Origin of the sequence: Actinomadura spongiicola (assembly GCF_003432485.1) — a bacterium.
Lineage (GTDB): Bacteria > Actinomycetota > Actinomycetes > Streptosporangiales > Streptosporangiaceae > Spirillospora > Spirillospora spongiicola.
The window spans coordinates 564,192-584,903 of record NZ_QVNQ01000004.1; the positions used below are offsets into that span (position 1 = coordinate 564,192).

Genomic DNA, 20,712 nt, shown 5'->3' on the forward strand with positions numbered 1-20,712 from the left:
GGGAAATCGGGAGGGGCGCACGTGTCAGAACGAGGGGACGCCGACGGCTGGGCCCCGCTCGACCCGAGCCTCCCCGACGACGCGGCGCCTCGTCCCGGGCCGCACCCGCACCCGCCCGCGCAGCCGCAGCCCTACGGTTGGCCGCAGCCGCCCGGTGACGGCCGGCCCCCCGGCTACGCCTGGCCGCAGGGCCCGTACGGGGCCGCGTACGGCGGCTACGGGCCGCCGCGGGTGAAGCCGCCCTGGACGACGCCGCCACCGAAGGGCACCCCGTTCCACCGGATGGCGCGCACCGAGGCGCACCGCTGGTGGCGGCCGCTCGTCGGAACGCTGGCGATCGGGGCGGGCGGCATGGTCCTCGCCATGCTGCTCCTGCTCATCGGCATGATCGCCCGGCTGGTGGTGACGGGCGACCTGCCCGAGTCGTCCGGGCCCGACTCCGACACGCTCCTCGGCGACGACACGGCCGACCTGGCGTTCAACCTCGCGGCGCTCGCGGTGTTCCTGCCGGTGGCGCTGCTCGTGGCGTGGGGCGTCACGCGGCGCCGGCCCGGCACCCTCTCGTCGGTCGCGGGACGCCTGCGCTGGCGGTGGATGCTGGCGTGCTCCGGCCTGGCGATCCTGTTCTGCGTCGTGTCGTACGCGACGTCGATCGTGGCGGGCGTCACCCTGGACGACAAGACCAGCGAGGACGTCCAGTGGGTCGGCTGGGGGGACTTCCTGCTCCCCGCCGTCCTGATCGTCGTGCTGGTGCCGTTCCAGGCGACGGCGGAGGAGTACGTGTTCCGCGGCTGGATGCTCCAGGCCGTGGCCTCCTGCACGCTGGAGAACGCCAGGCGCCGCGTCGGACGGGCCCTCAGCGTCGTGTTCCGCACGCCCTGGCCCGGCATCGTCGTCGGCTCGGCCCTGTTCACGTCCGGGCACGGCTACACCGGCTGGGGCATCCTCGACATCTTCGCGTTCGGCGCGATCGCGGCGTGGCTGGCGGTCCGCACCGGCGGCCTGGAGGCGAGCATCGCGCTGCACGTGTTCAACAACCTGATGGCGTTCCTGATCCCGGCGGCGATCGGTGAGCTGGACATCGAGCAGGGCGGCGTGCCGTGGCAGGTCGTCGTGGCCGACATCGTCCCGATGGCGCTGTACGCGGCGGCCGTGGTGTGGCTGGCGCGGCGGATGCGCGTCGAGACCGTCACGGCCGGGCCGGACGACGAGGGCGGCGTGCCGGTCGCGTCGCCCGCGTATCCGGCGCCCGTGTCATAGCAGCCCCCACCCGGCGAGCACGTCGAGCAGGCCCGGCGTCACGGGCAGTTCCCGCAGCTCCGCCGCGGACACCCAGCGGACCTCCGCCGCGTCGTCACCGGCGCGCGGCGTCCCGCCCGTCACCGTCGCCGCGTAGTCGTGGATCTCGTAGATGACCCCTCCGGGCCCGGGACGCTCCACCATTCCCACCTCGACGTCCGCGACGGAGACCTCAAGCCCGGTCTCCTCCCGCAGCTCCCGCGCGACCGCCGACACGTCGTCCTCGCCCGGCTCGACCCGTCCGCCCGGAACGGACCACAGGCCCACGCTCGGCGGACGTCCCCGCCGCACCATGAGCAGCCGTCCGCCCTCGTCCCGGACGATGCCGCCGACACAACGCACCCGCATGACTCCCCATTGTCGCCAACTTTCCCGCGCGTTGCCCGGGTCGGGACCCGCCCGGCTTGACGAGCCGGGACGTCGCCGCGCAGGGTGGATAGTCATGAGGGCGGAGCCCAGTTGCCCGCGCTGCGCGGGTCCGCTGCACACGCCGAGCCTCTGGTCGAGTGACTGGACGTGCGACGTGCACGGCGCCGTTCTGCCGAGGCAGCCGTCGAAGCGGCCCGGCCCGGAGGGTCTTGCCGCCGTGCTGCGCGACACGAGGGTCCCCGTCTGGACGCCCTGGCCCCTTCCGCTGGGCTGGCTCGTCACGGGTTTCACCACGGTCGGGGACGAGCGCTCGGGCGGTCGGGCGTCGGCGGTCGCGCTGTCCGGGCCGGGGCTGGTCAGCGGCCCCGCCGACCTGCTGCTGATCGCCGAGGAGCCCGGTATCGGCCTCGGCGCCCACTACGCGGGCCTGGACGGTCCCGACCCCGGGCCCGAGGTGTTCGACAGCAGCCCGCCGCATGTGAAACTCGACCTCAGCGGCCCGGCGGCGACCTGCGGCCGGTCGGTGCCGATGTGGGCGGTCGGCGCCGAACCCGACCGGGCCGTCCATGTCGGGGAGGCGATGGGGGAGTGGCTGTGGGCCGTGCTGTGGCCCGCCGACGCGGGCGTCCTCATGCTGGAGAACCAGCACCTTCTCGACCTGCGCGAACCGGGAATGGAGATCGACCTGCCGTACGGCGCGCACAGCCCTAGGCTCGACGACTGATGCGCATCGACCTGCACAGCCACAGCGACGCGTCCGATGGAACCCGCCCGCCCGCGGAGGTCGTCCGGCGGGCGCGGGAGCGGGGCCTGGACGTCCTCGCGCTCACCGACCACGACACCGTCGCCGGATGGGACGAGGCCGCCGCCGCGCTGCCCGACGGCCTGACGCTCGTCCCCGGCATCGAACTGTCCTGCGCGCAGGGCGGACGCAGCCTCCACCTCCTCGGCTACCTGTTCGACCCGGACGAGCCCACGCTCGCCGCCGAACTGGCCCGGATCTGCGACGACCGGGTGATCAGGGCGCGGGGCATGGTCGACCGGCTCCGTGAACTCGGCGTCGACGTGTCGTGGGGCATGGTCCGCGCCCTCGCCAAGGGGGAGGCGGTGGGACGCCCCCACATCGCCCGCGCCATGGTCGACGCGGGCGCGATCACGGACCCCGACGAGGCGTTCACCGCGCAGTGGATCGCGCAGGGCGGCCGAGCCTACGTCGAACGGTACGCGCTGGACCCGGTCCGGGCGGTCGGGCTCGTCCGCGCGGCCGGGGGAGTGTGCGTCCTCGCCCATCCCCGGGCACGCGGCCGCGGGTACGTGTTCGACGACGAGGTGATCGAGGCCCTCGCCGCCGCCGGGCTCGCCGGGATCGAGGTCGACCATCCGGGCCACGTCGCGGAGGATCGCGCCCACCTGCGTGATCTCGCCGCCGCGCTGGGCCTGGCCGCGACGGGGTCCAGCGACGACCACGGCGCGCTGACCGGCGACCGGCTCGGCGTCGAGACCACCGCGCCGGACGCGTTCGAGCGGCTCACCGCCGCCGCGTCCACCAGATGATCATCCGATGCCGTCGAGTGGCGCGAATCACGGTAGGGTGCGTGGCGTGGACGCGCGCATCGAACAGGTGGTGACGTCGGGGACGCTGACCCTGGACGACACCGAGTACGACGTCGAGAACAACACCTACATCGTCGGCGACGACGACGAGGTCATCGTGATCGATCCGGCGAACGACGCCGAGGCCGTTCTCAAGGAGGTCGGTGACCGCGAGGTCATGGCCGTCCTGCTCACCGACGGCAACGAACACCGCCTGAGCGTGGTGCTCGAGGTCGCCGCCGGAGGGGAGGAGGACGAGGAGAACTGGGCTCCCATCGCGCTGCACCGCGCCGACCGGCTGCTGTGGCGCGACTACTTCGGCCGCCTCGCCAAAGAGGAGGAGGACGAGGACGACGCCAAGGCGCTGCGGGCCCTCGAACCCGACATCTGGCTGGAGGACGGCGGCGTCTTCGAGATCGCCGACGCCCAGCTGGAGATCGTGCACACGCCCGGCCACACCCCCGGCAGCGTCTGCGTGATCAGTGAGCAGCTCGGCACGCTGTTCTCCGGCGACACCCTGCACCGCGGCCGTCCCGGCTCGGTCGGCGGCGTCTACGAGGACCTGCGCAAGCAGCTCAACTCGATCGGCGCGCTGCTGACCCCGCTGCCGAAGGACCTTCAGGTCCTGCCCGCGCAGGGCGAGGAGACCACGGTCGGCGACGAGGACTCCCGCTGGGAGTCGTGGGGCCAGCTGGCGCAAGAAGACGACTGAGGGTGGAGCAGCTCGGCTTAGAGGGCATGCCCCGGCGGCTGTATCCGTGCACGCCGTCGCGACTCAACACGTGGCTGGACTGCCCGCGCCGGTACCGGATGACGTATCTGGATCGTCCGATGCCGCAGCGGGGTCCGCGGTGGGCGCACAACAGCGTCGGCTCCAGCGTCCACAACGCGCTGGCGGGCTGGTGGCGGCTGCCCCTCTCCGACCGCACCCCCGAGGCCGCGGGACGCCTGCTGGCCCGCGGCTGGCTGACGGACGGTTTCCGCGACGAGGCCCAGTCGGCGCAGTGGCGTGACAGGGCCCGCGAGATGACCGAACGCTATGTCGCGGGCCTCGACCCGGACGACGAGCCGCTTGGCGTGGAACGTACCGTAGCGACCCGCACCGACAGCATCGCGGTGTCGGGCCGTATCGACCGGCTGGACGCCCGCGGGTCCGAACTCGCCGTCGTCGACTACAAGACGGGCCGCCACGTCCCGACCTCCGACGACGCCCGCGGCTCCCTCGCCCTCGCGATCTACGCGGTGGCGGCGTCCCGGGTGCTGCGCCGCCCGTGCCGCCGCGTCGAGCTGCACCATCTGCCGTCCGGCGAGGTCGCGGCGTGGGAGCACACCGAGGAGTCGCTGGCCCGGCACCTGCGCCGCGCCGAGCAGATCGCCGCCGAGGCCGCCGCGGCCGACGAGACGTACCGCGCCCGCGTCCCGCGGCCCCGCCCCTCGGCCGACGCCGAGGTCGACCACGCCCCTCACGACGACACGTTCCCGCCCCGGACGGGCACCCTGTGCTCCTGGTGCGACTTCGCCCGCCACTGCCCCGAAGGCCAGGCGGCGGCCCCCCGCAAAGAGCCCTGGGCCGCCCTCCCCGTGGACGTCACCTGAGCCGTGCACCACGCCCGCTCCGGGCGGTCAGCCGTCGGCGAGTATGCGGGTGACCGTGGCGGACAGCGTGCGCACGCCGTGCGTGGTGGTCGGGTCGATGCCGGTCAGCTCTCGCGCCCGGCGCAGGCGGTAGTCGAGGGTGCGCGGGTGGACGTACAAATCGCTCGCGGCGGCCCCGCGGTTCTTGTCGTGACGGTAGTAGGCGTCCAGCGTGGCCACCAGGTCCGGCCCTCGTGAGAGCCGATGGGCCACCTCGCGCAGCCACAGGTCGATCTCGGGCAGCCGGGCCGCGCCGAGTTCGACGAACATGTCGGCGACGGTCCTGATCCGGCGTGGAACGCGCTCGCCGGGAGCGGTCCGGCTGATCTGCCGCGCGAGGGCGACCGCGCCGCGCAGGTCGGACACGCTCGCGGTGTCGGCGCCGACGGCGCAGGGACGTCCCACGGACTCGGCGAACGCGGCGGCCAACGCCAGGGCGCGTTCACGATCCCGGTCCGTGGCGGGCAGCAGCACGGCGAACTCCAGCCGGTCGGTCCACCTCATGGGCACCCGGTCCATGGCGAGCAGCGCGTCGAGGATCTTGGCGCGGGTGGCCGGGGCGGGCCGGAAGTCGGGGTCGGCGATCCGTACGACCGTGACCGTGTACTGGGAGGCGGCCGGCATGTCGAGCGACGACGCGAGTTCGGCGGCGGCGGGGTCGCCGGTGAGCAGGGCGGCGGCGAGCCGCTGCACGCGTTCGGCGTCCGGGAGAAGGTGGCGCTGACCGTCCAGAAACCCGCGGATGTAGGAGTCCTGGGCCGCGAAGCCCTGCTCGCCGAGCCAGTTGAGCATCCTCAGCAGGTCGTCCAGTTCCGCGTCCGCGGCCGCCTCGTGCATTTCCTGCATCATGAGGGTCGTGTGCAGGCCCAGGACGCGCCTACAGGAGCCGAGCGACACGCCCGCCCGACCACGCGCCCGCCCGACGGAGGCGATGACGGCCAGGTCGTCGCCGGTGAACGGCTGGTCGTGCGAGGCCAACTCCACCGAGCGGCGCCGCAGCAGCACCGCGAACTCCAGTGGCGCCGCGACGTCGCGCTCACCCATCGCGCGCCATTCGGGCAGCTCACGGGAGTAGACCTCGACCGCCCTGCGCGCATTGGCCGCCACCCGCTTCGCCAGTACACCGAAAAGGTCACCCACATGCACCCCCGGTGAGAACCGTCGCTTCTCGTCATTCGCGCGGAGGGTGGCCGTGGACGCCCGTTGTCCGGGTCCGGCCAGACGGACGTGGTTCATCAGTTTCAGCGAATCTTTCTTGATCTACGAAAGTGCTTTTATCGAGAAACGCAAATCCCTCGCGTTCGCTTGCCTGTGCCGAATCGGCAAGGTGTTAATGGAGGCGTCATACCTTCCACATTCCTGGAGGCACAGGAAATGAAACACAGACTGGCCGCGATTCTCGCCGCGTTCGCGGCGGCGGTCGCGTTGCTGGCCACCGGTGGCGCCACGGTGGCCGCCGCCGCGCCGGACCCGACCCAACAGAAGATCGACAGGATTCTGGCCCAGGCTCCCGGTGGTACTCAGACCAGCAAGAACACCATCGCCTGGCAGAACGGCGACGTTGTCATGACCCTGCCCACGGGCAAGAACGCCACGGCGGCCCCGGCGCCCTGCCCGGATGGCCGGTTCTGCCTGTACGAGGCCGCCAACTTCGGTGGGAGGTCCGTTTCCTTCCGTGACAGGCTGTGCGACAACCGCGTGGTCAACCTGACCGCGTTCAATTTCAACGACGTGACCTCGTCCTGGGCCAACAACACCGACTTCGACGTCGACGTGTGGGCGGCCATCGGGCTCGGTGGCGCCCGGCTCTTCCAGATGTTCAGCTTCACCGAAAGCATGGGGCTGACCAGGAACATCAACGACCAGGCGTCCAGCCTTAACTGCTACTAAAGGTTTGCACCCCGCTCCCATGGCCGCCCTGCGCTCGCAGGGCGGCCATGGCCTTTCGTACGTGAGCGACCCGGCCGCCCCCGCGTCACCCCCAGAGGGATCGGCAGTGCCGGTCCAGCCAGGCGACGCACTGGTCGAGGGTGAGGCCCGCGTAGTCGAACGGATAGGGGCCGTGCGGCCCGGTGATCAGATCCAGTGAGTCGTGCCGGGCGATGAACACCGTCTCCAACTGCGCGTTGGGGCCACGCCCATAATCCGCCGGGAAGTAGAACTCCAACTCCTGCCAGAACTTGGAGAGCTGGTTGTGCCCGCCGTTCACCCTGCCCGTCTTGACCTCCGCCTCGTCGAAGCGGAAACCGAGCGTCCGGTAGGCGTCGACGAACAGATCCTGGGCGGGCAGCGCGTGGACGGCGATCTCGTCGAAGTCGCCCCGGTCGACCGCGTTGTCGATCTCCAGGATCGTCCGGACGGCGGCCCGTGTGCCGCGCAGGTCCCGTCCCAGCGCGTGCGTGATGGGCATCTCCCACGGGACCTCGATCGCGAGCCGAGCCCCGCGCTCCTCACCGGCGGCGAGGTCGAAGGCCGGAACGGCCTGGAGGGCGACGACCCCAGGGTTGTCCCAGCTCTTCTCGGTCGGCTCGGCCGCCTCCACGCGCGTGACGAGCTGCACGGCGATCCGCTCGACCCGAACGTCGGCGGCACCGCCCCTGACGGTCACCTCGGCGGTCAGGGTGCCGCCCGGCCGGACCTCGTGGGAGTTGAGGACCGTCGTCACCTCGGGCGCGTTGATGCCGAGGGAGCTGAGGAACGTGCGGAACGCCATGTGCGGCCACCTCCAGAGGAACGGTCCCAAAACGGGCGTCCCAGACTAGGGTCTGGGACGCCCGCCGAGCCGCGCGCCACGACGAAGACGCCCGCTTCCGGCTGGCCCGGAGCCCTATCCGATCGCGTCCAGAACCGGGCGGAACCGGACGGCGAACGCGTCGGGGTCCTCCTCGAAGCCGGTGTGGCCGCCGGGGAACATCACGGGGTCGGTGCCGAGCGCACCGGCGAGCAGCCTGGACGTCCGGTCGCACAGCTCCCCGGCCGAGTCCTCCCCGATGCCGACGATGACCCGGGCCTTGCCCAGCGCGTCGAGATCGGGCCGCCACCGCGTGGTCTCCCGGAATTCGTGCTCGAACCAGCGCCGCTCGTCGGCGATCTGCTGGAGATCGCGTTCGCCGCCGAACATGTGCTCCAGCGCCCCCGGCGGCAGCTGGAAGTTCGCCTGCTCCATGAACATCCCCCACGCCCCGAGCACGTCGCCGCCGAGATACGTGGCGATCGTCTCGTCCGTCTTCTTGTACTGCTCGTCGCGGTCGTCCAGCAACGCCACCAGCGGCGGCTCGTGCGCGACGACCGCCCGGACGTGCTCCCCGTGGGCCTGCGCCAGCGCCAGGACGGTGCACGCCCCGCCGCTGGACCCGAACGCCACGGCCGGTCCCGCGTCCACGTGCTCGATGAGCCGCGCGAGATCGTCGGCGCGCAGCTCCGGCGTCGAGTCCTGCGCGGGATCGTCCAGGGGGCTCCGGTTGATGCCCCGCGGGTCCGTCGTCAGGACGGTGAAGCCGTCGGCGAGCAGGTCGGCCAGCGGCTCGAACGCAGCGGCGCCCATGGGGGAGCCGACGAGCGCCACCAGCGGCCCCCGCCCGCGGACCTCATAGTGCAGATGTCCGTCGGGGACCCGCAGCGTGGACGAAACAGTTGTCATCGATCCTCCCGGCATGAGAACGGCCATGGTTCGGAGTTGCAGACCCCGAACCTGGCCGGAACTCATCGCCGGTCAGTGCATGGCCGGTTCTTCGTCCTTCAACATGCCGCGGATCTCTTCCCGGAACTCCGGGGTGTCGTCGTGCCCGTGCACGGAGGCCGCGTGCTCGGCGGCGGCGCGGACGACCTCGTCCTCCTCGCCGCTGATCGTGAGCGTGCAGTTCATCTCGCTGGGCTGCTCCCGACAGTCGGCCACCTTCCGCATGGCGTCTCCCCCTTCTCGGCCGGTCGGCCCGCGAGGAAAGCGACATCGCGGCCCCGACCGCTTTCGCATCTCCCTCTCATCGTGACATAACCCCAGGTCAGAATGAAGACCGGCGCCGACCCCGCGCGGCCGTGGCAGGATTGTTCGATGGATGATCAAGGACGAATCGACCCGCCCCAGACCGGCGACGAACGCGCGACGCTGGCCGGGTTCCTCCAATATCACCGTGACACCCTGGCCATGAAATGTGCGGGCCTGACGACCGAGCAGCTCAAACAGCAGGCCGTCCCGCCGTCGAACCTCACCCTGCTGGGCCTCATCCGGCATATGGCGGAGGTCGAACGGTCCTGGTTCCGGATCAGGTTCAACGGCGAGCCCCTCCCCGGACGCTGGATCAAGGGCTCCGGCGACGACACCGACTTCGAGGTCGACACGGCCGACCCCGACGAGGCGTTCGCGGCCTGGCACGAGGAATGCGCGCGCTCCCGCGCCATCGTCGACGCCGCCGACTCCCTCGACGCCACCATGCGCCACCGCGACAGCGACTTCTCGCTCCGCTGGATCCTCACCCACATGATCGAGGAGTACGCCCGCCACAACGGCCACGCCGACTTCCTCCGCGAACGCATCGACGGCGCCACCGGCGAGTGAGGCTCAGAGCCGCTCCTTGATCTGGAAGTACTGGTTCGTGGTCAGCCCCGCCCTCTCCCACACCAGCCTGGCCGTGCAAGGCATGGTGTCGAGACGACGGAAGGTGACCGTGAGGTGCTCGAAGGATGCGGGGAGCGGCCAGTCGCGGACGCCGTGCCAGCGGCCTTCCGTGATCGTCCGGCGGCGCGGGGACGAGCCCTCCGCCCTGACCTCCATGGAGATCTCGGCGTCGTCGCACCCGGAGATCCTCACCTGGCCGTCGAGCCCGTCGAACGGCGCGTTCCGGAAGCTGGAGCCCGGACGGAAGACGGTCGTGGCCGAGCCGCCTCGGGGCAGCGACCAGGAGAGGTAGTCGACGTTGGCGCAGCCGTCCTTGAGGCAATAGGTGTTCGTTCCGCCCCTGGGCTTCACACCGGACTCGAAGTCGACCCCCACCTGGGCGAACACCCCGCCGAGGACGGCCAACGTGACCCCGACCGTGCAGGCGTGCGCGAACAACCGCAACGATGGGACGGCGATGAGCTTGGCCGTCTGGCGGGCCCGCGGCGTGCCGGGCGGGAGCACGGTGTACGGCTCGTCGTCCAGGAGTGCCGGGCCCTCCGCTCTCAGCACGTCCTGGACCCGCGCGTGGCGGAACTGGTAGACCGAGCCGGGACGGCGCAGCACACCGCGCTCCCCGGCGTCCTTGATGAACGCGCCGAGCCGCACCGGGAGCCTTCCCCGGAGGACGAACTCGCAGCGGGCCAGCAGATACCGTCCCCAGGCCGTGCTGATCAGTGTGGCGGTGCCGAAGAGAAGCCCGGCGGCGAGGGCGTACCCCCGGGCCGTGGCGGAGTCCGCGTCGATCGAGGCACCGCCGAACCACGCGCCCATGGCCGCGCCGACCGCGGCCCCGGACACCCCCGAGAACAGAGCCGCGAACAGGCCGTAACGCCGCAGATGAGACCGTGGATCGGCGGCTTCGCGCTCGGTCGCGACGATCTCGACCTTGTCCAGGAGAAGCCCGACGTGGAACCAGCCGTTGGCGACCAGCACGGCGACGGCGGCCATGATCGCGAACCAGATGTTCCAGCCGAGCCAGACGATCCAGGCGGTCCCGAGCGCGTACAGCAGCCAGGACGCGAACTCGGCACTACGCGAGGACACGTTCCACCAGCGGATCTCTCGCGGCCCGCTCGCCAACGTCGCGAGCCACCGGCGAGCCTTCCGCTCGGGATAACGCGGATACAGGTACTCCGCGTAAACACCCGGAAGGTACGCCTCCAGAACATGGTTCTCGACGTCCGCCGGATCGGTGAAGGACAACAAGGCCCTCGGATCCGAACCCGGGGCACTGTAGGCGACTCGCGCGAGGAACAACATCAACGGCGTGGTCAGCGCCTCGGCGAGCGTCCCTCCAGGCTCGGCACGCAGATGGTCGAGCACGGGACGCCAGCGCTCGTCATCCCCAACGGCGCCTTCCAGATAACGAATGGCGTCATCGCCCTGAACAGGCTCAATCTCGATGACGGGCGCCCGGGTAAGACGCTGCCCGAACTCGACCGCAGCGTCCTCGTACTGCTTCGCCCGGCAGGTCAGCACGAAGGGCGTCCCCCTGTCGAGCGCCTGATCGAGCTTCATGATCACGTCACGGAAGGACTCCGCCGTGATCTCGTCCAGCCCATCCAGCACCGGCAGAACACGCCGCCCTTGGACGAGCCGCCGCGCCATCTCCTGGTCGCCCAACAGCGGATGGTCTTCAAGCAGCCGCTTCTCCATCCACGCCTCAAGCGGCATGGTGTGCGGACGCCACGACGACATCTGGAAGAGCACCGGCACCGGCCCGTCGGGCTCTCGCGCACGCAGCAACCCGTGCGCCAACAGCGTCGCCTGCACACTCTTCCCGGCCCCCGGCTCCCCGAGGATCACCAGTTGCCGATCCGGCAACCCCTGGAAGAGGTCCACCATCCGGGTCGTGTCCCCGTCCAGCCGCACTTCACCGGACACGGCCCCCGGCAGCGGCCCGACCGGACGTTCGGTCTCCCGCACCCGCAACACGATCGGCGCCGGACGCTCCAACTGCTGCCGCTGCACTTCCGCCGACAGTTGCCGATCCACAGACTCAGCAAGAAGCCGGACGGCCCGGTCCTCCGGCGACCGCCCGTCCACGATGACCTGCTGAACGAGCGCGACGTCCCCGCCCACCCGGTTCTCGGCGACCGATTGCTTCTCGAACCTGGCGACGACGTCTGACCTACGCCTCCACGCCATCAGCCGCCCCGGCGCATCGTCGGACCCATCCCCCAAGCATCCCAACAACGACCGACGCCGTCACGAAAAGCCGCCCACCAAGGCCCTAACGCAAGTCGAGGTGACCGCTCTTCACAGTGGTGAGGAAGGCGGCCCAGGCCTCGGCCCTGAAGCCGAGTACCGGCCCGTCCGGATCCTTGGAGTCCCGTGCCAACACCATCGCCTCGTCGCCAGCAACCTCGACGCAGGAACCGTTGTTTGCACTCCGGCTGCTCTTCCGCCATGCACTCAACTCGACACAGTTTCCCTCGTCGGTGCTGTTGCGACTCGTGCGCCAGATCACGTGGGAGAGATCCACGGTCATGGTTCACACCTTTCTCATCACCCAGCCAGCGTCGTGTACTGAGATGAGCCTTACCGGAAAGGTCAGTCGTTCTCGCAGGTTGACGCCCACGGGCTGTACGGACCCGGGGGTGTCGAGGTACGGTTTAAGGTAGATCGAGTTGGCCGCGTTTGACGGTGGTGAGGAAGGCGGACCAGGCTTCGGTGCCGAATCCGAGTATTGGTCCGTCCGGATTCTTGGAGTCCCGCGCCAACACCACCGCCTCGTCCGCTACCACCTCAAGGCAGTTTCCTTGCTCGCCGCTCCAACTGCTCTTCCGCCAGGGGCCAACCTCTACACACTCGCCTTCTTTGGCGCTGTGGCTGCTCTTGTGCCAGGAACCTATCTCTACGCACTCGCCACCGTTGCCGGTACTATGGCTACTCGTTCGCCAGATGATGTAAATTGTTTCCATGGACCACTCTCCTCTGGGTTGAAGGCGTCAGCTCATGCTTTCGACCGCTGATGTGATGAGGTTGCACGACTCTTCGCGGCTGAGGGCCTGCGCTCGCAGGTGGTTGAACATGGTTGTATAACTGTTTATATCGTCGGCTTTCTCCAAGTACAAGCTTCCCTGTTGGTACTCGACGTACACCACCGCCGGGTCGGCGGGCTCAGGGAAGCCAAGGATTCTGAAGCCACCCTGCATCCCTGGGTGAGCACCCGCCGTGAACGGGAGTACTTGGAGCGTGATGTTCGGTCGGTGGGAGAGTTCAACAAGGCGTTTCAACTGATCTTGCATGGTGGCTCGTCCGCCTACCTGGCGGCGTATCATGGCCTCGTTGCACACAAACCACATCTCAGGGGCGTCCTTGGCTTCGAGAAGTCGCCGCTGTCTCTCTAGTCGCAGCGTGATCTGCCGGTTGATCTCTTCTTCGCTTGGGACCATGGCTTCGGCGAGGTAGGTAGCCCTGGCGTATGCCTCGATCTGAAGGATTCCTGGAACGACCTCTGGTTGATAGTCCTGAATCGAGGCCGCCTCGTCCTCCAGCCCGACATAAACCTGGAACCAACCCGGCATGGTGCCACTGTACGTATGCCACCAGCCCCGCTTGCGCGCGTCCTTAGCCACCTGTAGCAGGGCGTCGCGTGCGTCGCCGGTGACGCCATACACCTCCAGCATGAGGGAGACCTCGCCCACTCGGGCGCCACTCTGACCCGTCTCGATGCGAGTGATCGTTACGGGTGCACACCCGATGCGCTCGGCAACTTGCTCCCGAGTCAGCCCGCATTCCTTGCGGAGGCGTCGAAGTTCGGCGGCGAGGCGGCGCTTGCGGACGGTGGGGCTTCGACGGGCGGCCACTTTGTCCTCCTTGGGCTTGTTTGTGGTGCCTTGTGATCAAGATTCAAGAAACAAACTGCGATAGTTCAGTTCGTTTCTGTTGCGGATTGGACGGCGTCGGCTCACACTCTGACCGTAGCGACAATCACGCACGGTAGGTGGGTGATCACGGAAGAAAATCCGTGACTTCTGGTGCCCGCGTGCCTGGAGAAGGGGCGTCCGATGATGTCTGTGGATCAGCGACCGCACGACGTGCGGTTCGGCCTCCTGGCTGATCTCTGTTACCGGCTGGGGGAGCGGCAGCGGTGCACGTCCATGCTCGTCCACCCGAAGGCGGGGGAGTCCGTCCTGTGGGTGCCGGGAGCGGCATGGCCTCGGCGATGGCTGGGGGTGGCGGCGGTCGACTACCGGGGCCGGTGGCTCTACACCTTCGGCGGCCAGTGGTGCGCGGCCGGGGACGTGGCCGAGACCGCCGCACGGGTGGCGTGGACGGCGGGCGTCCGGTGAAGCGGTGTCACCTGGGGGCGTGCATCGTCCCGGCCGCGCCCCAAAACGTGGCGAACGGTCGCCGGTGGCTGATGACTCTGCTCGAACCGCTGTTCGGCCCGGAGCACAGTGTCTGCGAGGAGAGCGTTCTGCTGCTCTCCGAGACCCTCACCAACGCGATCGTCCACGGTACCGGCGACCTCGTGGGGGTGGACGTCTTCGTGGACGCCCTCAACGTCCGGATCGAGGTCACCGACGAGGGCGGCAGCACCCTCCCGCACCATCGCGACGACCCGGACGGCGAGTCCGGGCGCGGCCTGCCGATCCTGGCGGCGCTCGCCAGGTCGTGGGGCTTCGAGCACCTGGCCGAAGGCAGCCTCCGCGTCTGGTTCGAAATCCCGCACACACTTGTCTCTGGTGTCCACGACAACGGTCGTCCGGTCAGTGAACCTGAGGGCATCCGGGCGGGGATGGCTCCTTCGACCAGGCCGGGAAATCCATGCCCGTGAGCTTCCGGAACACCGCGTGCGCCGCGTCCGGCGAAGCGTTCTCCGGGGCAGTCCCTCTGCCCCCGAGGGTGCCCTCATGGCCCTACTCGGGCCGGGCGGTCCGGAGGACGATGTCGTACGGATGTGCAACCACGCTGGAGGGGGCGCTCGTGCGCGCGCAGGACACTGGCAAGGACCGGGACCGTGGCAACGAGCCGACGGGGCACCGGCCCCGTCCGTCTCAGCCGCCCGGGTTGGCGGGCCAGTTCCTCTCGCTCCAGCGGCTGGCCGGGAACGCGGCCGTCTCCGGCGCGATCGCCGAGGCCCGGCACCAGCACGGTCCCGGGTGCGGGCACGCGATTCCCTCGGTGCAGCGCCGCGTGGACACCGATCTGCACGAGCACGGTCCGGGATGCGGCCATGGGGAGACACCCGTGCAGCGCCGGGTGTCGCCGACCGAGGCGATCGCCACCCCCGGCAGGCCGCTGCCCGCGCGCATCGTCGAGCGCATGGAGCAGGAGTACCCGATGAAGTTCGGCCACGTCCGTATCCATGACGGTCCCGTCGCGCAGCGCTCGGCGGACGACCACGGCGCCATGGCCTACACCACCGGCTCGCACATCATCAGTGGCCGGTCGAGCCTCGACGACGAGACGCTGTACCACGAGGCCGGACACGTCTGGCAGCAGGCCATGGGCGAGGTGGCCGGCACCGACGACGGGACCGGGACGAAGATCTCCAGCCCCCGCGACCCGTTCGAGGTGCAGGCCTCCGAGAACGGGCGGCGGATGGCGCGGGGAGAGGCCCCCGACCTGACGTTGCCCGGGGGCCGCGCCACCGGCGGCGGGCGCGTCCAGCGCGCCGCCAAGCATGTCCAGCGGGCGTCGGGCAACCCGAGCCCCACCGGCTCCCGCAGTCCCAGCCCCACGCCGGCCCCCGCCCCCACTCCGGCCCCCGCCCCGGCCGCGCCGCAGGTCGGGCTGCCGCCGGACCTCAACGCCGCGCTCGGCAGGGAGGTCCCGGACTACTGGAACGACCTCCAGTGGACCGACACCGGGCGGGGCTACCACACGGCCTCCCTGCCCCGGGGGCATGCCGTGTGGCGGGCCATCGAGAACTACGCCCGGCTGTCCCAGCAACTCGCGCCCGTCACAGCACCGAAAGGCGAGGCGACCCGGATGGCGGAGTCACACAAGCGACTCACCGACCCGGGGATCACCGCCGAGCAGCGCGCGTCCCACACCCGCCGACTCCAGGAGGGCAAGCCCGGCGGCCCGCCACCGCCCAGCAGCGCCCTCATGGACATCGTGCAGATCGTCGTCTGCGCCAACCCCACGCTGTGGGAGAAGTACGCGACCAACCGGCAGCTCTACCACCAGTCGCTGATCTCACACGGCAAGAAGGGACTGAAGGCCTCGGGGAAGGACCGCAGCGATCGGATCCCCTGGTCCACGGGCAGCCGACCCAACCTGGAAGGCGCGGCGGCGACCTCGATCCAGCCCGGCTACCCCCGCCCCGCCGAGTTGCCGCCGGGTGTACCCCAGGACGCCGGGGAGGCCTTCCTCTGGCACGGCACCGGCTCCGACATCATGGACCTGATCGACGCGGGCGGGGTGGCGCCCGAGAAGGGCCGCAACAAGGGAACCGAGGACAAGCCGCAGTACGGCGTGCTGGGCCAGGGCACCTACGTCGCCGACAACGCCTCCAAGGCGCAGACGTACTTCGCCTGCCCCCAGTGCGAGGATCACGAGTGCAAGGACCCGACGCACCCGGCCCGAGAGCTGATGCTGATGCGCGGTCTCGTCGGCTCACCCGACTTCGCGCACCTCGGGCACAACAGGCGGGGCGAGGACCATAAGACGATGAAGGACCTCCGCACCTCCGTGGTGAGCCCCGGCCTCAAGAAGCACCCGGCCCGGTTGGGCGCGACGGGCACCAACGAGTTCGTCATCAAGGACAAGTCGTTGCTCTACCCGGAGATCCGCGTCCGGTACCGCCCCGCACCATGACGACACGAACCCGCCGCCCGAGGACGGAGGGCGCGTCATCCCCGCGCCGCCCCCTCGTGAGCGAGTTGCCCGGCCGGCCGGGCCTTGCCCTGCCCGCCGGGCCCGCGCACGAATCGCACCGCCGGCGGCGCCGGTTCGTCCCGCCACTTCCGTGATCGCCGCCGTTCCTCGTGGTGCGGCCGGTGAACCCGACCAGCGCGTTGGACGCCCGCAGCAGCACGCCCGGCCGCTCCCACGCCCGCGAGCCGGGCCGGGTTCGCGGGCGCGTGGACGGGCCGAGTCGCCGGCGACAGGGCTCCGCGCCCTCGTAGACGGTCGGGTCTCCGGCGGCCTGGAACACCATCGCGAACCCCGAGGCGACCGCGTGCCGGCGCACGCCGTCCGCCGGTGGGGTGCCGGTCATCGGTCGTTGAACGTCTGGTCCCGTCCGGCCTGGTAGACACGGGCGTCGCCGGACGCCGTCGCACGCTGGGAGACGTTCGTCGCGTCGTCACCGGTCGAGACGACGCCGGAGTTGTCGCCTCCGATCGCGACGGACCGCTCACCCGACGCCGTCACAGCGCGCTCGTCGCGTTGGAGATCCTCCACCAGCCACCGCAACCGCTCCGCGAAGTCGGGGTCGGTGTCGGCCTCCTCGGCGACCGCGTCCGTGACCCGCCGCACCGTCCGGTCGCTCACCGGCCCGACCATCGCCTGCTCGGCCAGGAGCGTCACCGCCGGATCCGCGCCCAGCCGGGCGACGATCAGGTCATGGACCGCGTCCATCCCCGCGTCCAGTGCCCGCTCCGCCTCCGAATCCGCCCGCCGAAGCCTCCGCACCAGAAACCCGACCGCGGTCTCCGCCACCCACTCGGTCCCCGTCACCGGACGCCTCCTTTCCGCCTCCTGCCCGCACGGGACAGAACCTATTGGTGCACACTTTCATCGGTCCGGCCCCCAGTCACCCACAATGATCCAGACCGAATCCGGCCGATCTTCGCGAAAGAGGATTGGGCTCGGGGCTTGCGAACCGCACGGGACCGGCGATCCGACGCCCGCCGACGGTCTTTCCCCGGGCCCCGCGAGTACAGGTCGCTGTACCAAAGTTGACGTGGTGGCTGGATCGTCTGCTGTGGTCGGCGGGTCCTAGCGTCGAAGCGCGAGATCATCTCTTCGACTTCGGGAGGACACGCATCGTGCGCAAACTTCGATTCGCGCTGCTCGCGTGGGCCGTGACGCTGCTGGGGCCCAGCCTCGCGACGCCGGCCGCGCTGGCCGGACCCGAGCCCGGCGGCGGCCCCTCCACCATGATCATTGGTGGGCGGGACGCGACCGAACCGTACCCGTTCATGGCCTCGTTGCAGAACGACGAGGTGGGGCACTTCTGCGGAGGCAGCCTGATCGACCCCGAATGGGTCGTCACCGCCTATCACTGCGTGGATTTCGGTACGAAACCCGAGGACGTCCGGCTCCGGATCGGCAGTCCCCACAAGTCGGAAGGCGGAAGCCTTCGCGGCGCGGAGCGGATCGTCCTGCACCCCGAGGGCGACCCCGCCTATTTCGACATCGCGCTGATCCGGCTCGACGAGCCCGTCTCGTACGCCCCGGTCACGTTGGACGTCCGGCCGCCCACCGGTACCCCAGTCCGGATGCTCGGATGGGGATGCACCGCGCCCAAGAGGGACGTCGACGGCTGCCCCAACGACAGGCCCGAGATGTTGCAGCAGCTCGACTCGACCGTCCACCAGGTCGCGGAATGCGTGAACGTGCGAGCGCCCATCGAGAAGGACACCGAGCTGTGCACCGGTAACCCGGCGGACGACACCGACGCCGCCGGCCCCTGCTTCGGAGATTCCGGTGGGCCGTTGCTACGCCGGACCGCCACCGGTTGGCGGTTGCTCGGCGCGTTCAGCCGCGTCGAGATCCCGCGCGAGGACCACATCCCCGACTGTTCGACGGGACTGGGCATCTACACCGATGTGACCGTGCATCGGGAATGGATGGAGAGCGTGATCTCCGGCTCGTAGCGGCCGGGGCGAGGCCGGTCCGGAGAGGGGGCCGGACCGGCCTCGCCGTCCGCTAGACGTTCAGGGCGGCGCGGTGGGTTTCGAGGAGTGCGCGGGAATCGGCGGGGGTGAGGGTGACGGCTTCGAGGTCGGTCCACGTGTCCCACAGGTCGGCGCTGGCCGCGTCGATGCCGAGGGCCGTGTGGACGATCGAGACCCGATCGGTGACGCCGGGGAAGTCCAGGACGTCGAAGGAACCGTTCAACCCCGCGTGGCCACCCGTGGACGTGGGGATGACGCGGACCGTCGAGCGGCCGTCGGCGCCGACGTCGAGCAGATGGGTCAGTTGGGCGTGGATGACCTCCGGCGGGCCGCCGTGATGCTCCAGCATGTAGCCGTCGAGGATCACGTCCAGCGCGCGGGGCTCTCCGCCGGGGCGGTGTAGCTGGCGGTGGGCGAGCAGGTCCCACTCCTCGTCGACGTCCAGCTCGGGGACGTGGTGCTCGAAGATCAGCCGGGCGTACGCCTCGCAGCGGACGAGTTCCGGAATCCGCGCGATGCCGAAGGTGTGGATCAGCGGCGACTCCGACTCGACGGTGTAGATGTCGCGGACCAGCGCCTTCAGCCTGCCGACGTGCCGTGCCAGCCACGGCGGGCCGTCCGGGCGGGACGCGAGGTCGACCAGGAAGCTCCGGAGCTTGAGCGGCACGCCGTAGGCGTCCAGGATGGTGCCGACCTCGTCGGGCGTGACGTGCCCGAAGCCCGTCTCGACGCGGGCGAGCCAGTCGGCGTTCCGGTTGAGGAGCGACGCCGCGTCGGTGTAGGACAGTTCGAGGATCTCCCGGATTTTTCGCAGTTGTTGCCCCAGGCTCCGGGCATTGATGTTCGGGGCTCGGTAATCCACCGGCATGCGGCCAGCCTAGGGCGAATTCGGCTCCGGTGCGCGGTCTTTCGATAGCCGAACGTGATCGCGACGACAATGGTCTGATCGCGAAGGAGAGGCATGGGTGACTTAGCGAGCGACAGGCCGGACCGCCTGACCGAGGCGCGGGCCGGGCTCGGGGAGTGGGCGCGGGAGCGGCGCGACGCCGCGCTGTCGATGGCCGAGGAGCTCGGGGTGCCCGCGCGGGACGTCGAGGAGGACCCGCTGGTCCTGCTCGGCCCCTGGGACGGGTTCCTGTCGAGCCTCCCCCTCGGCGAGTTCGACGACGACGACCGGGTGTGGCTCCAGACGCGGATCGCCGCGTTCATCGCGCTCGTCCTGCTGAAGGAGCACGGCGGGCGCTGGGACGTCGCGGCCACCGACGACGGCCCCCGGTACGTGGTGACGGTGACCGGCGGGGACGGCGAGGAACGGCATGTCGATCCGCTGGAGGTGGCGGGCGAGGGCCTGCGGCGCGGCAGGCCGGTGGTCCTGCACATGCTCGGTGACGCCGAGGCGCTCGCCGGGGTCGCCTACCGCGACGACGACGTCTGAGGGTTCTCGCACCGGTTCCAGAACGTCGTCAGTGCCGTCGCCGTCGTCTCGGGCGCGTCCCAGGCGGGGGAGTGCGCGGCGCCGGGGATGACGACCTTGGACGCGTTGAGCCGCTCGGCCATCGCCGCCTGCGCTTCGGGCGTCCACACGTCGTCGTCCTCGCCGTACAGGACGAGGGTGCGCAGGCCGGTGTCGGCGCAGTGCTTGACGAGGTCGTCGACGCGGTCGGCGGCGGTGAGGATCTCGTTGGCCATGCCGATCAGGCCCATCTCGGAGTTGCCGAGCGTGCGGGCCTGGATGAACGCGACGATCTCGTCCTGGAGGCCGCGTTTGCCGTAGTCGGGCCCGAGGGCGATCTCCCAGATCGTCGGCATGCCGAGTTCGGGGATGGCGTCGCGGAGCATCTGCGCCTTCGTGGCGGCCTGCCCGGTGACGGCGGACGGCCCGGAACTCATCAACGTCAGCGACGAGACCGGGGCCTGGGCCGCGAGGACGGTCTCCTGGCACACCAGGCCCCCGAACGAGTGGCCCACCAGGTGGGCGGGCTCGGGCCCGAGCGCGTCGAGCAGCGAGGCCAGGTCCTCCGCCAGGGCGGCACGCGTGTACGCGGACGGGTCGTCCCCGCCGATCGACTCGTACTGGCCGCGCATGTCGATCGACACGACACGGCGGCCGGACGCGGCGAGCGTCTGGAGCACGCCGAGGAAGTCCTCCTTGCTGCCGGTGAAACCCGGAACGAGGAGCGCGGGACGGCGTTCGGAAACGCCGGAACCCGGCAGGGCCTCCAGGACGGCGAACGCGCCGCGGGAGGTCTCGATGGTGGTCCGGCGAACGCCGGGAGGCAGCTTCAGGAACCGGGGCGTACTCACAGGTGACCACCATACTCAAAGCCCCGCGGCGGACCCATGCCGGAAACCCGCCGG

General features: G+C 70.4%; 24 protein-coding genes. 12 read left to right on the plus strand and 12 right to left on the minus strand.

Annotated features, from left to right (window positions below):
- Positions 1-21: 21 nt before the first annotated feature.
- A complete protein-coding gene (locus D0T12_RS15305) occupies positions 22-1,260 on the plus strand; it encodes a CPBP family intramembrane glutamic endopeptidase (RefSeq protein ID WP_117400217.1) in 1,239 nt (412 codons plus the stop codon).
- On the opposite strand, the gene D0T12_RS15310 is transcribed toward D0T12_RS15305, so the two are convergent.
- The gene (locus D0T12_RS15310; protein ID WP_117400218.1) at positions 1,255-1,647 is read right to left on the minus strand and encodes an NUDIX hydrolase; all 393 of its coding nucleotides are present in this window, start codon (positions 1,645-1,647) and stop codon (positions 1,255-1,257) included. The two genes, D0T12_RS15305 and D0T12_RS15310, sit on opposite strands and share 6 nt — an antisense overlap.
- A gap of 94 nt (positions 1,648-1,741) precedes the next feature.
- Between D0T12_RS15310 and D0T12_RS15315 the strand changes: the two genes are divergently transcribed.
- Genes D0T12_RS15315 through D0T12_RS15330 form a run of 4 tightly spaced genes read left to right on the plus strand, consistent with a single transcriptional unit; the run spans position 1,742 to position 4,857 of the window.
- The gene (locus tag D0T12_RS15315) at positions 1,742-2,392 is read left to right on the plus strand and encodes a DUF6758 family protein (protein ID WP_117400219.1); all 651 of its coding nucleotides are present in this window, start codon (positions 1,742-1,744) and stop codon (positions 2,390-2,392) included.
- A complete protein-coding gene (locus D0T12_RS15320; RefSeq protein ID WP_117400220.1) occupies positions 2,392-3,222 on the plus strand; it encodes a PHP domain-containing protein in 831 nt (276 codons plus the stop codon). The genes D0T12_RS15315 and D0T12_RS15320 overlap by 1 nt, the downstream gene beginning before the upstream one ends.
- A gap of 46 nt (positions 3,223-3,268) precedes the next feature.
- Entirely contained in the window at positions 3,269-3,973 is a 705-nt protein-coding gene (locus D0T12_RS15325) for an MBL fold metallo-hydrolase (RefSeq protein WP_117400221.1), read from the plus strand.
- 2 nt (positions 3,974-3,975) lie between these two features.
- Positions 3,976-4,857, plus strand: a complete 882-nt coding sequence (locus D0T12_RS15330) for a RecB family exonuclease (RefSeq protein ID WP_117400222.1) — start codon at positions 3,976-3,978, stop codon at positions 4,855-4,857.
- Between the two features lie 27 nt (positions 4,858-4,884).
- On the opposite strand, the gene D0T12_RS15335 is transcribed toward D0T12_RS15330, so the two are convergent.
- Complete coding sequence (locus D0T12_RS15335; RefSeq protein ID WP_199487466.1) at positions 4,885-6,132, minus strand: PucR family transcriptional regulator; 1,248 nt, start codon at positions 6,130-6,132, stop codon at positions 4,885-4,887.
- A gap of 138 nt (positions 6,133-6,270) precedes the next feature.
- Here D0T12_RS15335 and D0T12_RS15340 point away from each other — a divergent pair, with 138 nt between their 5' ends.
- Entirely contained in the window at positions 6,271-6,786 is a 516-nt protein-coding gene (locus D0T12_RS15340; RefSeq protein ID WP_117400223.1) for a peptidase inhibitor family I36 protein, read from the plus strand.
- Between the two features lie 85 nt (positions 6,787-6,871).
- Here D0T12_RS15340 and D0T12_RS15345 read toward each other — a convergent pair whose 3' ends face one another.
- The 3 genes from D0T12_RS15345 to D0T12_RS15355 all read right to left on the minus strand — a co-directional run bounded on the left by D0T12_RS15345 (position 6,872) and on the right by D0T12_RS15355 (position 8,800).
- The gene (locus tag D0T12_RS15345; protein WP_117400224.1) at positions 6,872-7,609 is read right to left on the minus strand and encodes a sporulation protein; all 738 of its coding nucleotides are present in this window, start codon (positions 7,607-7,609) and stop codon (positions 6,872-6,874) included.
- 114 nt (positions 7,610-7,723) lie between these two features.
- Entirely contained in the window at positions 7,724-8,536 is an 813-nt protein-coding gene (locus tag D0T12_RS15350; protein WP_117400225.1) for an alpha/beta fold hydrolase, read from the minus strand.
- 72 nt (positions 8,537-8,608) lie between these two features.
- Complete coding sequence (locus tag D0T12_RS15355; protein ID WP_117400226.1) at positions 8,609-8,800, minus strand: DUF1059 domain-containing protein; 192 nt, start codon at positions 8,798-8,800, stop codon at positions 8,609-8,611.
- A gap of 147 nt (positions 8,801-8,947) precedes the next feature.
- Between D0T12_RS15355 and D0T12_RS15360 the strand changes: the two genes are divergently transcribed.
- Positions 8,948-9,451, plus strand: a complete 504-nt coding sequence (locus D0T12_RS15360) for a DinB family protein (protein ID WP_117400227.1) — start codon at positions 8,948-8,950, stop codon at positions 9,449-9,451.
- A gap of 3 nt (positions 9,452-9,454) precedes the next feature.
- Here D0T12_RS15360 and D0T12_RS15365 read toward each other — a convergent pair whose 3' ends face one another.
- The 4 genes from D0T12_RS15365 to D0T12_RS15380 form a co-directional block, all read right to left on the minus strand.
- Positions 9,455-11,701 (minus strand): NACHT domain-containing protein, encoded by a 2,247-nt coding sequence (locus tag D0T12_RS15365; protein ID WP_117400228.1) that lies wholly within the window; start codon positions 11,699-11,701, stop codon positions 9,455-9,457.
- An 85-nt stretch (positions 11,702-11,786) separates the two neighbouring features.
- Positions 11,787-12,044, minus strand: a complete 258-nt coding sequence (locus D0T12_RS15370; RefSeq protein WP_117400229.1) for a DUF397 domain-containing protein — start codon at positions 12,042-12,044, stop codon at positions 11,787-11,789.
- 124 nt (positions 12,045-12,168) lie between these two features.
- Positions 12,169-12,477, minus strand: a complete 309-nt coding sequence (locus D0T12_RS15375) for a DUF397 domain-containing protein (protein ID WP_117400230.1) — start codon at positions 12,475-12,477, stop codon at positions 12,169-12,171.
- Between the two features lie 27 nt (positions 12,478-12,504).
- Positions 12,505-13,365 carry a helix-turn-helix domain-containing protein gene (locus D0T12_RS15380; RefSeq protein ID WP_117400231.1) on the minus strand — a complete coding sequence of 287 codons (861 nt, stop codon included), beginning with the start codon at positions 13,363-13,365 and terminating at the stop codon, positions 12,505-12,507.
- Positions 13,366-13,566: 201 nt separating this feature from the next.
- Between D0T12_RS15380 and D0T12_RS35350 the strand changes: the two genes are divergently transcribed.
- The 3 genes from D0T12_RS35350 (at position 13,567) to D0T12_RS15390 (ending at position 16,327) form a co-directional block, all read left to right on the plus strand.
- Complete coding sequence (locus tag D0T12_RS35350) at positions 13,567-13,851, plus strand: hypothetical protein (RefSeq protein WP_158581507.1); 285 nt, start codon at positions 13,567-13,569, stop codon at positions 13,849-13,851.
- The gene (locus tag D0T12_RS15385; protein ID WP_267900406.1) at positions 13,848-14,339 is read left to right on the plus strand and encodes an ATP-binding protein; all 492 of its coding nucleotides are present in this window, start codon (positions 13,848-13,850) and stop codon (positions 14,337-14,339) included. Before D0T12_RS35350 ends, D0T12_RS15385 begins: the two co-directional genes overlap by 4 nt.
- Before the next feature lie 149 nt (positions 14,340-14,488).
- A complete protein-coding gene (locus D0T12_RS15390; RefSeq protein ID WP_199487467.1) occupies positions 14,489-16,327 on the plus strand; it encodes an eCIS core domain-containing protein in 1,839 nt (612 codons plus the stop codon).
- Positions 16,328-16,726: 399 nt separating this feature from the next.
- Here the strand turns inward: D0T12_RS15390 and D0T12_RS15395 are convergent, their stop codons facing one another.
- Complete coding sequence (locus D0T12_RS15395) at positions 16,727-17,191, minus strand: hypothetical protein (protein WP_117400234.1); 465 nt, start codon at positions 17,189-17,191, stop codon at positions 16,727-16,729.
- A gap of 311 nt (positions 17,192-17,502) precedes the next feature.
- On the opposite strand from D0T12_RS15395, the gene D0T12_RS15400 reads away from it, so the two are divergent.
- Positions 17,503-18,333 carry a S1 family peptidase gene (locus tag D0T12_RS15400; RefSeq protein ID WP_117400235.1) on the plus strand — a complete coding sequence of 277 codons (831 nt, stop codon included), beginning with the start codon at positions 17,503-17,505 and terminating at the stop codon, positions 18,331-18,333.
- Positions 18,334-18,385: 52 nt separating this feature from the next.
- Here D0T12_RS15400 and D0T12_RS15405 read toward each other — a convergent pair whose 3' ends face one another.
- The gene (locus D0T12_RS15405; RefSeq protein ID WP_117400236.1) at positions 18,386-19,222 is read right to left on the minus strand and encodes a helix-turn-helix domain-containing protein; all 837 of its coding nucleotides are present in this window, start codon (positions 19,220-19,222) and stop codon (positions 18,386-18,388) included.
- 93 nt (positions 19,223-19,315) lie between these two features.
- Here D0T12_RS15405 and D0T12_RS15410 point away from each other — a divergent pair, with 93 nt between their 5' ends.
- A complete protein-coding gene (locus tag D0T12_RS15410; RefSeq protein ID WP_117400237.1) occupies positions 19,316-19,789 on the plus strand; it encodes a hypothetical protein in 474 nt (157 codons plus the stop codon).
- Here the strand turns inward: D0T12_RS15410 and D0T12_RS15415 are convergent.
- Positions 19,768-20,658, minus strand: a complete 891-nt coding sequence (locus D0T12_RS15415; RefSeq protein ID WP_117400238.1) for an alpha/beta fold hydrolase — start codon at positions 20,656-20,658, stop codon at positions 19,768-19,770. The two genes, D0T12_RS15410 and D0T12_RS15415, sit on opposite strands and share 22 nt — an antisense overlap.
- Positions 20,659-20,712 lie beyond the last annotated feature (54 nt).

Bases quoted from the DNA above. Each gene is read 5' to 3' on its own strand.
- D0T12_RS15405 (WP_117400236.1), bottom strand. From the start codon at position 19,222: ATGCCGGTGGATTACCGAGCCCCGAACATCAATGCCCGGAGCCTGGGG.
- D0T12_RS15315 (WP_117400219.1), top strand. From the start codon at position 1,742: ATGAGGGCGGAGCCCAGTTGCCCGCGCTGCGCGGGTCCGCTGCACACG.
- D0T12_RS15340 (WP_117400223.1), top strand. From the start codon at position 6,271: ATGAAACACAGACTGGCCGCGATTCTCGCCGCGTTCGCGGCGGCGGTC.
- D0T12_RS15320 (WP_117400220.1), top strand. From the start codon at position 2,392: ATGCGCATCGACCTGCACAGCCACAGCGACGCGTCCGATGGAACCCGC.
- D0T12_RS15365 (WP_117400228.1), bottom strand. From the start codon at position 11,701: ATGGCGTGGAGGCGTAGGTCAGACGTCGTCGCCAGGTTCGAGAAGCAA.
- D0T12_RS15375 (WP_117400230.1), bottom strand. From the start codon at position 12,477: ATGGAAACAATTTACATCATCTGGCGAACGAGTAGCCATAGTACCGGC.
- D0T12_RS15370 (WP_117400229.1), bottom strand. From the start codon at position 12,044: ATGACCGTGGATCTCTCCCACGTGATCTGGCGCACGAGTCGCAACAGC.
- D0T12_RS15410 (WP_117400237.1), top strand. From the start codon at position 19,316: ATGGGTGACTTAGCGAGCGACAGGCCGGACCGCCTGACCGAGGCGCGG.
- D0T12_RS15350 (WP_117400225.1), bottom strand. From the start codon at position 8,536: ATGACAACTGTTTCGTCCACGCTGCGGGTCCCCGACGGACATCTGCAC.
- D0T12_RS15345 (WP_117400224.1), bottom strand. From the start codon at position 7,609: ATGGCGTTCCGCACGTTCCTCAGCTCCCTCGGCATCAACGCGCCCGAG.
- D0T12_RS15355 (WP_117400226.1), bottom strand. From the start codon at position 8,800: ATGCGGAAGGTGGCCGACTGTCGGGAGCAGCCCAGCGAGATGAACTGC.
- D0T12_RS15310 (WP_117400218.1), bottom strand. From the start codon at position 1,647: ATGCGGGTGCGTTGTGTCGGCGGCATCGTCCGGGACGAGGGCGGACGG.
- D0T12_RS35350 (WP_158581507.1), top strand. From the start codon at position 13,567: ATGATGTCTGTGGATCAGCGACCGCACGACGTGCGGTTCGGCCTCCTG.
- D0T12_RS15360 (WP_117400227.1), top strand. From the start codon at position 8,948: ATGGATGATCAAGGACGAATCGACCCGCCCCAGACCGGCGACGAACGC.
- D0T12_RS15335 (WP_199487466.1), bottom strand. From the start codon at position 6,132: ATGAACCACGTCCGTCTGGCCGGACCCGGACAACGGGCGTCCACGGCC.